We start from the raw sequence: 14,146 nt of genomic DNA, 5'->3' as shown, positions 1-14,146 counted from the left end.
CCGAACGCCTCATTCTTCAAGGCGATTCAACGCCTTGGTTCTCTGCATAACTACAAGATTCTGGAGACCCCATGAACGCATCTGCCGATATTTCCGTGCAACAGGTCAAGTTGCTGATCAACGGCGAGTGGGTCGAGTCCAAGACCACCGAGTGGCAAGACATCGTCAACCCGGCCACCCAGCAAGTGCTGGCCAAAGTCCCGTTTGCCACGGCCGATGAAGTCAACGCGGCCATCGACGCTGCCCATCAAGCGTTCCAGACCTGGAAACTCACGCCGATCGGCGCGCGCATGCGCATCATGCTTAAGCTGCAAGCCTTGATCCGCGAACATTCCAAGCGCATTGCTGTAGTCCTCAGCGCCGAGCAGGGCAAGACCATTGCCGATGCCGAGGGTGATATTTTCCGTGGCCTGGAAGTGGTGGAGCACGCTTGTTCCATTGGCACCCTGCAAATGGGTGAGTTCGCCGAGAACGTGGCCGGCGGCGTGGACACCTACACCCTGCGCCAGCCTATCGGCGTGTGCGCCGGCATCACCCCGTTCAACTTCCCGGCGATGATTCCGCTGTGGATGTTCCCGATGGCGATTGCCTGCGGTAACACCTTTGTACTCAAGCCTTCCGAGCAAGACCCGTTGTCGACCATGCTGCTGGTGGAGCTGGCGCTGGAAGCCGGTGTGCCAGCCGGCGTGCTCAACGTGGTGCATGGCGGCAAGGAGGTGGTGGATGCGCTGTGCACTCACAAAGACATCAAGGCGGTGTCCTTCGTCGGTTCGACGGCTGTGGGCACCCATGTCTACGACCTGGCCGGCAAACACGGCAAGCGTGTGCAGTCGATGATGGGCGCCAAGAATCATGCGGTGGTGCTGCCGGATGCCAACCGTGAGCACACCCTCAATGCCCTGGTCGGTGCCGGTTTCGGCGCGGCGGGCCAGCGTTGCATGGCCACCTCGGTGGTGGTGCTGGTGGGCGCCTCCAAGCAATGGCTGCCGGACCTCAAGGCGCTGGCGCAAAAGCTCAAGGTCAATGCCGGCAGTGAAGCCGGCACGGACGTTGGCCCGGTGATTTCCAAGCGCGCCAAGGCACGTATCCTTGAACTGATCGAAAGCGGCGTGAAACAAGGCGCCAAGCTGGAGCTGGACGGCCGCGACATCCAAGTGCCGGGCTTTGAACAAGGCAACTTTGTCGGCCCGACGCTGTTCTCGGGCGTAACCACAGACATGCGCATCTACACCGAGGAAATCTTCGGCCCGGTGCTGGTGGTACTGGAAGTCGAGACACTCGATCAAGCCATCGCCCTGGTCAACGCCAATCCGTTTGGCAACGGTACAGGCCTGTTCACCCAGAGCGGTGCGGCGGCGCGTAAATTCCAGAGCGAAATCGATGTGGGCCAGGTCGGCATCAACATCCCCATCCCGGTGCCAGTGCCGTTCTTCAGCTTCACCGGCTCCCGCGGTTCCAAGCTCGGCGACCTGGGCCCTTACGGCAAGCAAGTGGTGCAGTTCTACACTCAGACCAAAACCGTCACCAGCCGCTGGTTCGACGATGACACGGTCAACGATGGCGTCAACACTACCATCAACCTGCGCTGAACTCGGGAGACGACCATGAAAATTGCATTCATCGGCCTGGGCAATATGGGTGCGCCCATGGCCCGCAACCTGATCAAGGCTGGGCACGCGCTTAACCTGTTCGACCTGAACCAGGCGGTACTCAAGGAACTCTCCGAACTGGGCGGCACCATCAGCCACTCACCGCGTGATGCGGCCCAAGGCGCCGAACTGGTGATTACCATGCTGCCGGCCGCCGCCCACGTGCGCAGCGTGTGGCTCAATGACGACGGTGTGCTCGCGGGCATCGGCAAAGGCATCCCAGCGGTGGATTGCAGCACCATCGATCCGCAAACCATCCGTGATGTCGCGGCAGCGGCGGCGAAACAAGGTGTGGCCGTGGCCGATGCACCGGTCTCCGGTGGCACCGGCGGTGCCCAGGCCGGGACGCTGACCTTTATGGTTGGCGCCAACCCGGAACTGTTCGCCACCCTGCAACCGGTGCTGGCGCAGATGGGCCGCAACATCGTGCACTGTGGTGATGTCGGCACTGGGCAAATCGCCAAGATCTGCAACAACCTGCTGCTGGGTATCAGCATGGTCGGCGTCAGTGAAGCCATGGCCTTGGGCGATGCACTTGGCATCGATACACAAGTGCTGGCCGGCATCATCAACAGCTCCACGGGGCGCTGCTGGAGTTCCGATACCTACAATCCTTGGCCAGGCGTGATCGAGACCGCGCCATCATCGCGTGGCTATACCGGTGGTTTTGGTGCCGACCTGATGCTCAAGGACCTGGGCCTTGCGACTGAGGCTGCGCGCCAGGCGCATCAGCCGGTGATTCTCGGCGCAGTGGCCCAGCAGTTATATCAATCGATGAGCCAGCGAGGGGAAGGGGGCAAGGACTTCTCGGCGATCATCAACAGCTATCGCAAGCCCAAATAAATACCTGTGGCGAGGGAGCAAGCTCCCTCGCCACAGGTTTTGCTGGGTCAGGCAAACACAAAATACTTACGCACTGTCTCGACCACTTCCCACGTCCCCTTCATCCCCGGCTCCACCACAAAGATATCCCCAGCGCGCAGATGGATCGGCTCCATGCCTTCAGGCGTGATCACGCAGTAGCCTTCCTGGAAATGGCAGTATTCCCACTTCACGTATTCCACGTACCACTTGCCCGGTGTGCAGATCCAGGTGCCCATGATCTTGCTGCCGTCTTCGCTGGTGTAGGCGTTGAGGTTGACAGTGTGCGGGTCGCCTTCGAGCTTTTCCCATTTGCAGGCATCCAGGACCGGCAGTGGGTGGGTGTCGCGCAGTACGGTGATGGGCTTGGACATGATGACTCCGAGGCAGGGAAGGGAAAGCTCAACCCTAAGGCCTCGGGCGTTGCGCCAGTGGTCTGAACTCGACATTGGGATGCCCAGAAGCGCAGTCACCTGAACACCGCAGTCCCCTGTGGGAGCCGGGCTTGCCCGCGATGACGCTGGCACAACAAGCATCTCCATTGCCTGACACTCCGCTATCGCGGGCAAGCCCGGCTCCCACAGGAGGTCTTGGTGTATCTGAGCGACAGATCTGTGCATCAAACCGCTGTTTCCTCGCAGTAACTGCGAAATATTTCCCGTGGCGCGCCAGAATTCGCAAGAAAATTCAGAGCTGGCCCTCGTATCATTCACCTCAGTACCCCGTGAGAGCCTTGCAATGAACCCAATAAAAACGTGGTGGGATATCAGCCCGCCCTTGAGCACGGCCACCCCGACCTGGCCGGGCGATACACCGTTCCAGGAAGAGCGCGTGTGGCAGTTCGGCCCGGAGTGCCCGGTGAATGTGGGGCGCGTGACCCTGTCGCCGCACACCGGCGCCCATGTGGATGCGCCGCTGCATTACAGCGCTGATGGCGCGCCGATTGGCGAGGTGTCGCTGGACGTGTACATGGGCCCTTGCCGCGTGTTGCATTGCCTGGGCAGCGGCGCATTGGTTGAGCCCCATCAGTTGCAAGGGCGTGTGGATAACCTGCCCGAGCGCGTGCTGCTGCGCACTTATCCACAAGCGCCACTCACCGACTGGGATTCGAATTTCACCGCCATCGCCCCCCAGACCATTGAGCTACTGGCCAGCCTGGGTGTGCGCCTGATCGGTATCGACACGCCGTCTCTGGACCCGCAACAGTCCAAGACCATGGATTCGCACAACGTCGTGGCGCGCCATGGCATGGCGATCCTCGAAGGCATCGTGCTCGATGACGTACCGGAGGGCGACTATGAACTGATCGCGTTGCCGCTGCGCTTCGCCAACCTGGACGCGAGCCCCGTGCGCGCCATTCTCCGCCCGCTCAAGGAGCCCACGCGATGAGCCAATGTCCTTTTTCAGCTGATTACCAACCGCCGGAAGAATGGCATAACGCCGAATTGAATTTCTCCGAGTCCATGAGCTATGGCGACTACCTGGACCTGGGCAAAGTCCTCAGCGCCCAGCACCCGCTGTCGCCAGACCACAACGAAATGCTCTTCATCATCCAGCACCAGACCTCTGAGCTGTGGATGAAACTGATGCTTCACGAACTCAAGGCCGCCCGCGAACATGTGCGCCTGGGTGAGCTGCCGCCGGCGTTCAAGATGCTGGCGCGGGTGTCGCGGATCTTCGATCAACTGGTGCACGCCTGGGCGGTGCTGGCCACCATGACACCCTCGGAATACAAGGCAATTCGCCCGTTCCTGGGGCAGTCGTCGGGGTTCCAGTCGTTCCAGTACCGCGAGATAGAATTCATCCTCGGCAACAAAAGCCCGGCGCTGCTGCGGCCCCATGCCCATCGCCCGGAGTTGCTGCAGCAATTGCAGGTGGCGATTGCCACGCCGTCGCTGTATGACGAGGCCGTAAACCTGATGATCAAGGCGGGGTTGGCGATTGATCCCAAACGCGCCGAGCGCGACCCGACCGCAGCCACGGTGCACGATGAATCGGTGGAAGCGGCCTGGCGCGAGGTGTATCGCGACCCGAGCCGTTACTGGGATTTGTATCAGTTGGCCGAGAAGTTTATCGACCTGGAAGATTCGTTCCGCCAGTGGCGCTTCCGGCATGTCACCACGGTGGAGCGCATCATCGGCTTCCAGCCGGGTACCGGCGGTACTGAAGGCGTGGGGTATTTGCGCAAGATGCTCGACACGGTGTTGTTCCCTGAACTGTGGCGAGTACGTTCCACCCTCTAAACAAAAAGCCCCGGATTACCGGGGCTTTTTCTATGTGAAATACACTCAACTGTGGGAGCTGGCTTGCCTGCGATGGCGGTGTATCAGTCGGCCACCCGTTGGCTGACACACCGCCATCGCGGGCAAGCCCGGCTCCCACAGAGGTTACTGGGTGACCGCAACTCTCGCGTTTCTGATCCGAAACCGATAGGCAACGTAGATAATCCCCACCCACACCGGCATCGCGTACACCGACTCACGAATTCCCGGAATCGCCAGCATCACCCCGATGATCATCACCATGAACGCCAGGCACAGGTAGTTGCTGAACGGGAACCAGAAGGTCTTGAACGATGGCGTCACGCCTTGCTCGCCCATGGCCTTGCGGAACTTGATGTGGGTCAGGCTGATCAGCGCCCAGTTGATCATCAACGAAGCAACCACCAAGGCAAACAGCAACTCCAGCGCACTGTGCGGCGCGACGTAGTTGACCACCACGCACAGCATCGTCACCAACGCCGAAATCGCCAACGCCCGCAGCGGCACGCCTTGCTTGTTGAGCTTCATCAGCGCCTTGGGCGCGTCACCTTGCTCGGCCAGGCCGAACAGCATGCGGCTGTTGCAGTACACGCCGCTGTTGTACACCGACAACGCCGCGGTCAGCACCACGAAGTTGAGGATGTGGGCGGCAGTGTCGTTGCCGATCAGCGAGAAGATCTGCACAAACGGGCTGCCGCTGTAGGCATCGCCTGACGCGCCGAGGGTTTGCAGCAGTTGATCCCACGGGTACAGCGACAACAGCACGGTCAGCGCACCGACATAGAAAATCAGGATGCGGTACACCACCTGATTGATTGCCTTGGGGATCACCTTGCGCGGTTCGCTTGCTTCGGCGGCGGTGATACCGACCAGTTCCAGGCCGCCGAACGAGAACATGATGAAGGCCATCGACATCAACAGCCCCATGCCGCCATTGGGGAAGAAACCACCGTGGCTCCACAGGTTGCTGACCGAGGCCTGGGGGCCGCCGGTACCGCTGAACAGCAGGTAGCAGCCGAGCACGATCATGCCGACAATCGCCACCACCTTGATGATCGCAAACCAGAATTCGGCTTCACCGAAGAACTTCACGTTCAGGGTGTTGATCAGGTTCACCGCGACAAAGAACACCAGCGCGCTGACCCAGGTTGGGATCTCTGGCCACCAGAACTGGATGTACTTGCCCACCGCCGTCAACTCGGCCATGCCCACCAGCACGTAGAGCACCCAGTAGTTCCAGCCCGCCAGGAAGCCCGCGTAACCGCCCCAGTATTTATGTGCGAAGTGGCTGAAGGACCCGGCCACCGGCTCTTCGACGATCATCTCGCCGAGCTGGCGCATGATCAGGAACGCGATAAACCCGGCCACCGCATAGCCCAGGATCATCGACGGCCCCGCCGACTTGAGTACCCCGGCCGAGCCGAGGAACAAGCCTGTACCAATCGCACCTCCCAAGGCGATCAGCTGAATGTGCCGGTTCTTCAGGCCTCGCTTGAGGCCCACCGGGTTAACCATGTCATCCGCCATTAACATTCCCTTCTACTTGTTTTTCTCAAGGGTGATTGCACGCCGCATCGGCCCCTCAGAACTGCTGAGGGTCAGATATTACTCTGCGTAAACTTTTCGTAATACAGCTGAACGCCATCAAGTGCCTGATCCGCCAGCCATTGCTGGATGGATTCGACCATCGGAGGGGGGCCGCACACGTACATATCCGCCGATCTGTCCCGCAGTTCGGCCAGGTCGAAATGCTCGGTGAGGTAGCCGCGTTTGCCCGTCCACTCGGCTGAGGCGTCGCTCAGCACTTCGGTGTAGCGAAAGTTCGGGATTTTTGCCGCGTAGGCGTGGATACGCGCCGCTTCACATAAATCTTCGGCGCCGCGCACGCCGTAGTACAGGTGCACAGGTTGCGTGCAGCCGTTTACGGCCAGCTCATCAAGCATACCCAGCAGCGCCGACAACCCGGTGCCGCCCGCCACCAGTACCAGCGGTTGGGTGACGTGCCGCAGATAAAACGCACCCAAGGGCGCTTCCATCAGCATTTCATCACCTACCTGGCAGCGTTCACGCAGGTAGTTGCTCATGACTCCATCGGGCAGCAGGCGTACCAGGAACTGCAACTGATTACCCGGCCGGTTGGCGAAGGAGTAGGAGCGCCAGCTATCGGTGCCGGGCACCGACAGACGCGCATATTGGCCCGGCAAAAAATCCAGTGGCTGGTCCAGTTGCACCTGCAAGATGGCGGTGCTGGTCGAGACCTGCTGCACCGCGCTCACTGTGCCGCGTACCTGCACGGGCCCGGGGGCGTTGCACAGGCTCGAATCGAAGTCGAAATAAAAGGTGGCGTCGGACTTCACCCGGGTCTGGCAACTGAGCATCTTGCGCTGTTGCAGGTCGAGGCTGGAGAGCGCTTCCTCGTCGACGTAGTCCTGGCTGTACTCGCCGGACTCACAGCGCCCCTGGCAGGTGCCGCACACACCTTCGCGGCAATCGAGCGGGATCTTGATGCCGTTGCGCAGGGCCGCGTCCAACAGGATTTCATGGGCGCCCACCGGGAAGAACAGGGTCTTGCCATCGGCAAAGCTGAAGGCCACTTTGTGATTCATTGATGAAACTCCAAGCGCTGGTTTTAAAGGTGATAGAAATCCAGCACCGAGTTGATGGTGTCGTTGAGCAGCAAGGCGTGCTTGCGCATGATCAGCCAGCTGTCGCCCGCAGGCTTGAGGCGGTACGTGGCATGCCCATAGAACTGCTCGGACGTGGCCAGGCGATAAAACAACGTGTGCCAGTTCAAACGCACCTCCAGCGTACCGTCGGCCTGCTCGGCAATGCGCACGTTGTTGATCAGGTGCAAGGTGCGCGGCATCGGCGTGGCGGAGGCGGCTTTGCCGGTGCGCAGGCGGAACACGCGGTCTTCCAGGCCCGAACGGTTGGCGTAGTAGATCAACGACATCTCGCGCTTGGGGTCTTGGGTGTAGACGTGTTCGGAATCCCATTGCGGCAGGTGGAATTCACTCTGCGGGTCGAACAATTGCACGTAGGCGTCCCAGTCCTGGGCATCGCACAGTTCGGACTTGCGGTAGAAGAACTGCTCGATCTGGTACTGCAATTGCGCATTCATCATTTCACCTCCCGCAGTGTCAGGGCTCGTTGGTCCAAACCCTTGAGCAGGAACTGCTGCCAGTTGCGATGCTGGTTGACGTACAAGCCTTCGTGGGTGAATTCGGTGCCGGTCATCGCCGGTTGGATGCCAATGGCCTCGCTGTTGGGCGTCGGCCCGGTCTCCCAGCGATGGCTGCCGCGAGAAATATCGCTCCAGCGCTCCAGGCGGCCCTGGAAACCGCGCTGGGCTTCGCGAAATTCCACCAGGTCGTCGGGCGTGCCCATGCCCGAGACGTTGAAGAAGTCCTCGAACTGGCGAATCCGGTTTTCGCGATCGGCGTCGGACTCGCCTTTCACCCCGAGGCACTGGCTGATGATCTCGGTCTTGTTCCAGGCCACCGGGCGGATGATGCGCAACTGCGAGCTGATCTGGTCGAGGAAGAACAGGCTGGGGTAGATGTTCAGGTTGCGCAGGCGGTGCATCATCCATTCGGCCTTCTGCTGGCCGTGCTCTTCAATCAGGCGCGGCATGATGATGGCGTAGCCGGAGCGCACGCTGGGGTTGGGCATGTCGCTGAACAGCACGCTGTGGCCGTTGTTGAAGGCGAACCAGCCGTCGTCGGTATTCGCGTCACCGGCGCCGAGCTTGCTGTAGTCCAGCGTGGTGCTGGAACCCGTGCCGTTTTCGGTGTTGACCTGCTGGCGATGCTGCACGGTGGCCACGTAGTTGTAGTGCACGGTGCTGACGTGATAACCGTCCAGGCCGTTTTCGTTTTGCAGCTTCCAGTTGCCGTCGTAGGTGTAGGCGGACTTGCCCGGCAGCACTTCCAGCTCACCGGTGGCCGATTGCGCCACCATCATGTCGAAGAACACTTTGGCGTCGCCCAGGAAATCTTCCAGGCTGTTGGTGCCGTTCACGTCCAGGCTGATAAACACAAAGCCCTTGTAGCTGTCGATGCGCGCTTTTTTCAGGCCGCGGGTGGCCTTGTCGAAACCTTCCGGGTATTCCCCTGGCGCCTTGACTTTCACCAGTCGGCCATCGCTCTTGTAGCACCAGGCGTGGAACGGGCAGGTGAAGGTGGATTGGTTGCCCTTGCCCACGCGGGTGAGGGTAGTGCCGCGATGCTGACAGGCGTTGATCAGCGCGTTGAGCCGGCCTTCGCCGTCACGGGTGATGATCATCGGCTGGCGCCCGGCGCGCATCGTCACGAAGTCGTGGTTATTGGCCAGTTCGCTTTCGTGGCAGGCGTAGATCCAGTTTTTCTCGAAGATCAGCTCCATCTCCAGGTCGAACAGCTCGGGCTCGGTGAACATGTCGCGGGCGATGCGGAACACTTCATCTGCCGGGCGAAAGTCCAGGCAGCTTTCGATAAAGGATTTCCACTGCTCGACGGTTCTTGCACCACTCATGGGAGGCACCTTTTGATCATGGCTAAACGGTGAGCCATTAAGCGGCTGCAATGCGGTAGCGGGCTATCCGCTTAATGGGGGAACGCAGGCCGCAAAGTTGGGCAGCAAATACCCATGGCGGTGCGCGCAGGTGACGGCATGCGCTACTGTGATGGTGGGCGATGGTCGTAGAACCCTGGGATTTATCCACATAGTCGACCCTTACTATCCACCCAGTGGCCACGCTGCTGGCGTGGCTTGGAACTTGCTGTCGATGTTCAACGACGCGCCGCCAGAGCGCGCAAACGCCTAACCGCCGTGGGTGCACCCTGATGAGTAGCCAGACACGCGATATTCATATTCAACGCTTCGACCTGGAAGGCGCGCGCAGCTGGATGTCCGGCATCTGCGGGCCCCATCGCCTGGCGACGGCCACCCCCGAACGCCTGCGCTTTCACCACAGCGCCAACGTGTTCAAATCCCGCGCCACCACCCTGGGCGTGATCGAGTACGGTACCGATGTGACCATCGACATCGAAGACGCCGAGCACTTCAGCAGCTACAGCTTGAGCCTGCCGTTGGTGGGGGAGCAGGAGTTGAGCAAGAACGGTGAACGTCTCAGTTCCAACCGCGACCAGGGCGTGATCATTTCCCCCAACGAGCATCAGGTGCTGGCGATTTCCGGTGACTGCCGCAAGTTGCAGGTGGTGATCACCCGCGCGGCGATGAGCGAGTCACTGGAAGGTTTGCTGCAACGGCCCATCGATGCACCGCTGCGGTTTGAGTCGGTGATGGATGCTGTGGACGGAGCACCGGCCTCGTGGTGGCGCATGGCGCGATACTTCATCGCCGAACTGGAATGCAGCAGCGAGTTGTACGAGCAGGCGGCGTTTACCCGTGACCTGGAAAGCTCGCTGATCAAGGGGCTGATCCTGGCCCAACCGAATAACTACTCTGAAGAGTTGCGTGAGGTGTTGGGGGTAAAACTGCCGCACTACTTGATCCGTGCGCGGCAATTCATCCACGACAACGCCCGTGAAGTGCTGCATCTGGAAGACCTGGAAGCGGCGGCGGGCGTGTCGCGGTTCAAACTGTTCGATGCGTTTCGCAAGTACTTCGCACTGTCGCCCATGGCGTATCTGAAGAAGCATCGGTTGGGGGCGGTGCGCCAGGAGATTCTGGAGCAGGGCTCAATGCGCACTATTTCTGAAATCGCCCTGGGCTGGGGGTTTACGCACCTGGGGCGGTTTTCGGCGGAATACCGCAAGCTGTTCGATGAGTCGCCCAGCCAGACATTGCAACGCAAGCGCCTGCGCATTACTTGAACTGGATGAAAAGCATTCTGTGGGAGCTGGCTTGCCTGCGATAGCGGTCGGCCGATCAATACGATGCCAACTGTTCCACCACCATCGCAGGCAAGCCAGCTCCCACATGGAATATGGGGCGCCTGGAGAATCTCAGATCAACTCTTCAACCAGTTGCAGGCAATGAGTCAGCCCCGGCGACTGGTCATTCACCCGCCGGCTCAGAATGATCGGCGAAGTCGCAGTGGCCTCCACAATCGGCGTATAGCCAATATCCGCCCGATGCAGCACCTGCACCGACGCCGGCACCAACGTCACCCCCATACCTGCGCCCACCAGGCCAATAGCGGTCTGCAATTCGTTGGTCCACTGCGCCACCTTCAGGCTCAAGCCATGGGCGTCGAACAGCGCGATCACATGGTCGGCATAACTGGGGCGCGGGTTGCCGGGGTAGAGCACAAAGGGTTCGCCGGCCAACTGGGCGAGGGTGGCCGGGGCGCCCAGCAACGGGTGACCACTGGGCAGCACTGCTACCAGGCGGTCCTCCACCAGTACGCGCTGGACGATGGCCGGGTCGTCGATGCGAATCCGCCCGAAGCCTACGTCAATGCGGCCAGCCTTGAGCGCTTCGACCTGCTGCAAAGTGGTCATCTCCGACAAATTCAGCTCCAGCTCCAGGGCCTCGTGAGTGCGCAGGCGCCGAATCAATTCCGGCAGCACGCCGTACAAGGTCGACGGCGCAAAGCCGATGCCCAGCCAGGTTTTCTCGCCTTGGCCGATGCGCCGAGTGGTGTCGCAGACCTTGCCCAGTTGTTCGAGCAGCACATTGGCATGCTCATAGAAAAACCGTCCGGCCTCGGTCAGCCGCAAGGGCCGGCTGCGCTCCAGCAGCAGCACCCCGAGTTCGTCCTCCAGTTGCTGGATCTGCCGACTCAAAGGCGGCTGGGCGATATGCAAGCGTTCGGCAGCTCGGGTGAAGTTGAGGGTCTCACCCAGCACCTGGAAATAGCGCAAGTGACGCAGTTCCATATCGACTCCTTTCATACCTTGAGAGTATTGCACGAGACCAATTCTATATTGGAAGCCCGAAAAAATGCGGAACAGAATCGACGCAAATTTATAAAGAACCCAACGGGTATTGCCATGCCGATTTGCACCATCGAGTCGATTGAAACTGTCATCGTCGACCTGCCCACCCTTCGCCCGCACAAGCTGGCGATGCACACGATGCAAAACCAGACCCTCGTCATCATCCGTCTGCGGTGCACCGACGGCATCGAAGGCATCGGCGAAGCCACCACCATCGGCGGCCTGAGCTACGGCAACGAGAGCCCCGACAGCATCAAGGTCAACATCGACCGTCACTTCGCGCCGCTGCTGATCGGCCAGGACGCGAGTAACGTCAACGCGGCGATGTTGCGCCTGGAGCGCAGTATTCGCGGCAACACCTTTGCCAAATCCGGCATCGAAAGCGCCTTGCTCGATGCGCTCGGCAAACGCCTGGGCCTGCCGGTCAGCGAACTGCTGGGTGGGCGTGTGCGTGATGCGTTGCCGGTGGCCTGGACCCTGGCCAGCGGTAATACCGAACAGGACATCAGCGAGGCCGAAAAAATGCTCGACCTGCGCCGTCATCGCATCTTCAAATTGAAGATCGGCGCCGGTGAAGTCAGCCGCGACCTGGCCCATGTGATCGCAATCAAGAAAGCCCTGGGCGAGCGCGCCAGTGTGCGCGTCGACGTCAACCAGGCCTGGGATGAAGCCGTCGCCCTGCGGGCGTGCAAGGTGCTCGGCGACAACGGTATTGACCTGATCGAACAACCGATCTCACGCAATAATCGTGGCGGCATGGCCCGGCTCAACCTGTCGAGCCCCGTGCCGATCATGGCCGATGAATCTATCGAATGTGTCGAAGACGCCTTCAACCTGGCGCGTGAAGGCTCGGCCACAGTGTTCGCCCTCAAGATCGCCAAGAATGGCGGCCCTCGCGCTGCATTGCGCACGGCGGCGATTGCCGAAGCGGCTGGCATCGGCCTGTACGGCGGCACCATGCTCGAAGGCGGCATTGGCACCCTGGCTTCGGCCCATGCCTTTCTCACGCTAAACAACCTGGCGTGGGGCACCGAATTGTTCGGCCCGCTGTTGCTCACCGAAGACATCCTCACCGAGCCACCGGTGTACCGCGATTTCCAGCTGCACGTTTCCAGCGCGCCGGGCCTGGGCCTGGCGCTCGATGAAGAGCGCCTGGCGTTCTTTCGCCGTGACAAACACTAAGAGGCCTCAGCCATGTTGTTCCACGTAAAAATGACCGTGAACCTGCCCCTCGACATGCACCCCGAGCGCGCCGCCAGCCTCAAGGCCGAGGAGAAAGCCTTGGCTCAGCGCCTGCAAGAGGAGGGCAAATGGCGTCACCTGTGGCGCATCGCCGGGCATTACGCCAACTACAGCGTGTTCGATGTCGACAGCGTGCAGGACCTGCACGACCTGCTGATGCAACTGCCGTTGTTCCCCTACATGGCCATCGAAGTGAACGCGCTGTGCCGCCATCCGTCGTCGATCCATGCGGACGACCGCTGAGCCGGCTTCCACCTATAACTACAAGATGAGGAATGCACCATGTCCATCCGCCTGTCCCAGACTGCCCACGCCCAACAGTTTCTCGAAGAAGCCAGCGGTAACCTCAATGACGCGGGCAACCCGCGCACCAAGGCGCTGATCTATCGGATCCTGCGTGACACCGTGAACATCATCGAAGACCTGGAAGTGACCCCGGAAGAATTCTGGAAGGCGGTCAACTACCTCAATGAACTGGGCAAAAACCAGGAGGCCGGCCTGCTTGCCGCCGGCTTGGGCCTGGAGCATTACCTGGACCTGTTGATGGATGCCGCTGACGAGGAGGCCGGCAAGTCTGGCGGCACGCCGCGCACCATCGAAGGCCCGTTATATGTGGCCGGTGCGCCGCTGTCCAAGTACGAGGCACGGCTGGATGACGGCAAGGACGACGCGGTGCCGTTGTTCATGCGCGGGCAAGTACGCGACACCGAGGGCAAGCCGTTGGCAGGGGCGATTGTCGATGTGTGGCAGGCCAACACGGGCGGGACCTATTCGTGGTTCGACCCGGCGCAATCGGAATTCAACCTGCGCCGGCGCATCGAGACCGACGCCCAGGGTAACTACCGTTTTCGCAGCATCGTGCCTTCGGGCTACGGCTGCCCACCGAGCGGGCCGACGCAACAGTTGCTCGACCAACTGGGGCGCCACGGGCAACGGCCGGCGCATATCCACTTCTTCATCTCGGCGCCTGGGCACCGGCACCTGACCACGCAGATCAACCTGTCGGATGACCCGTATCTGCATGATGACTTTGCCTATGCCACACGGGATGAACTGATTGCCGAGATTCGCTTCAGCGACGATCCGCAACTGGCGCGCGAATTTGGCGTGCAGGGGCGGTTTGCGCAGATTGATTTTGACTTTGAGTTGCAGGTGGCGGATGCGCCAGTGGAGCAGAAACGCATGCAGCGAGTCCGTGCTCTGGAAGACTGATCAGCTCGGTCAACTGTGGGAGCTGGCTTGCAGTGGC

At 60.7% G+C, this 14,146-nt stretch carries 14 protein-coding genes; 8 read left to right on the top strand and 6 right to left on the bottom strand.

The annotated features are described in order from the left end of the window. Positions 1–71: 71 nt before the first annotated feature. The gene (locus CLM72_RS23670) at positions 72–1,589 is read left to right on the top strand and encodes a CoA-acylating methylmalonate-semialdehyde dehydrogenase (protein ID WP_105228458.1); all 1,518 of its coding nucleotides are present in this window, start codon (positions 72–74) and stop codon (positions 1,587–1,589) included. 15 nt (positions 1,590–1,604) lie between these two features. Further along, positions 1,605–2,492: a 3-hydroxyisobutyrate dehydrogenase gene (gene mmsB, locus CLM72_RS23665; RefSeq protein ID WP_105228456.1), complete on the top strand. Its 888-nt coding sequence runs from the start codon at positions 1,605–1,607 to the stop codon at positions 2,490–2,492. Positions 2,493–2,539: 47 nt separating this feature from the next. Here mmsB and CLM72_RS23660 read toward each other — a convergent pair whose 3' ends face one another. After that, entirely contained in the window at positions 2,540–2,884 is a 345-nt protein-coding gene (locus CLM72_RS23660) for a cupin domain-containing protein (RefSeq protein WP_003230905.1), read from the bottom strand. Positions 2,885–3,248: 364 nt separating this feature from the next. Between CLM72_RS23660 and kynB the strand changes: the two genes are divergently transcribed. Further along, positions 3,249–3,899, top strand: a complete 651-nt coding sequence (kynB, locus tag CLM72_RS23655; RefSeq protein WP_105228454.1) for an arylformamidase — start codon at positions 3,249–3,251, stop codon at positions 3,897–3,899. Continuing rightward, positions 3,896–4,753: a tryptophan 2,3-dioxygenase gene (gene kynA / locus CLM72_RS23650; protein ID WP_105228452.1), complete on the top strand. Its 858-nt coding sequence runs from the start codon at positions 3,896–3,898 to the stop codon at positions 4,751–4,753. Before kynB ends, kynA begins: the two co-directional genes overlap by 4 nt. 144 nt (positions 4,754–4,897) lie before the next feature. On the opposite strand, the gene CLM72_RS23645 is transcribed toward kynA, so the two are convergent. The 4 genes from CLM72_RS23645 to antA all read right to left on the bottom strand — a co-directional run bounded on the left by CLM72_RS23645 (position 4,898) and on the right by antA (position 9,283). Beyond that, complete coding sequence (locus CLM72_RS23645) at positions 4,898–6,298, bottom strand: amino acid permease (protein ID WP_105228450.1); 1,401 nt, start codon at positions 6,296–6,298, stop codon at positions 4,898–4,900. A gap of 71 nt (positions 6,299–6,369) precedes the next feature. Continuing rightward, positions 6,370–7,377: an anthranilate 1,2-dioxygenase electron transfer component AntC gene (gene antC / locus CLM72_RS23640; RefSeq protein ID WP_105228448.1), complete on the bottom strand. Its 1,008-nt coding sequence runs from the start codon at positions 7,375–7,377 to the stop codon at positions 6,370–6,372. A gap of 23 nt (positions 7,378–7,400) precedes the next feature. Next, positions 7,401–7,892 carry an anthranilate 1,2-dioxygenase small subunit gene (antB, locus tag CLM72_RS23635; protein WP_034133666.1) on the bottom strand — a complete coding sequence of 164 codons (492 nt, stop codon included), beginning with the start codon at positions 7,890–7,892 and terminating at the stop codon, positions 7,401–7,403. Next, entirely contained in the window at positions 7,892–9,283 is a 1,392-nt protein-coding gene (antA, locus tag CLM72_RS23630) for an anthranilate 1,2-dioxygenase large subunit (RefSeq protein WP_105228446.1), read from the bottom strand. Before antA ends, antB begins: the two co-directional genes overlap by 1 nt. 311 nt (positions 9,284–9,594) lie before the next feature. Here antA and CLM72_RS23625 point away from each other — a divergent pair, with 311 nt between their 5' ends. Then, positions 9,595–10,587: an AraC family transcriptional regulator gene (locus CLM72_RS23625; RefSeq protein ID WP_105228444.1), complete on the top strand. Its 993-nt coding sequence runs from the start codon at positions 9,595–9,597 to the stop codon at positions 10,585–10,587. A gap of 132 nt (positions 10,588–10,719) precedes the next feature. On the opposite strand, the gene CLM72_RS23620 is transcribed toward CLM72_RS23625, so the two are convergent. After that, entirely contained in the window at positions 10,720–11,595 is an 876-nt protein-coding gene (locus CLM72_RS23620) for a LysR family transcriptional regulator (RefSeq protein WP_105228442.1), read from the bottom strand. 114 nt (positions 11,596–11,709) lie between these two features. Here CLM72_RS23620 and CLM72_RS23615 point away from each other — a divergent pair, with 114 nt between their 5' ends. The 3 genes from CLM72_RS23615 to catA are packed head-to-tail and all read left to right on the top strand — an operon-like array spanning position 11,710 to position 14,109. Next, a complete protein-coding gene (locus CLM72_RS23615) occupies positions 11,710–12,837 on the top strand; it encodes a muconate cycloisomerase family protein (protein WP_105228440.1) in 1,128 nt (375 codons plus the stop codon). 12 nt (positions 12,838–12,849) lie between these two features. Next, on the top strand, positions 12,850–13,140 hold the full coding sequence (gene catC / locus CLM72_RS23610; protein WP_003194105.1) for a muconolactone Delta-isomerase: 291 nt from the start codon (positions 12,850–12,852) through the stop codon (positions 13,138–13,140). Positions 13,141–13,179: 39 nt separating this feature from the next. After that, positions 13,180–14,109, top strand: coding sequence for a catechol 1,2-dioxygenase (gene catA / locus CLM72_RS23605; protein WP_105228438.1), 930 nt, complete (start codon positions 13,180–13,182; stop codon positions 14,107–14,109). The last annotated feature ends 37 nt before the right edge of the window (positions 14,110–14,146 follow it).

This window comes from Pseudomonas sp. MYb193, assembly GCF_002966775.1.
Taxonomy (GTDB): domain Bacteria; phylum Pseudomonadota; class Gammaproteobacteria; order Pseudomonadales; family Pseudomonadaceae; genus Aquipseudomonas; species Aquipseudomonas paracarnis.
This window is presented reverse-complemented; position numbering and strand designations above follow the sequence as displayed.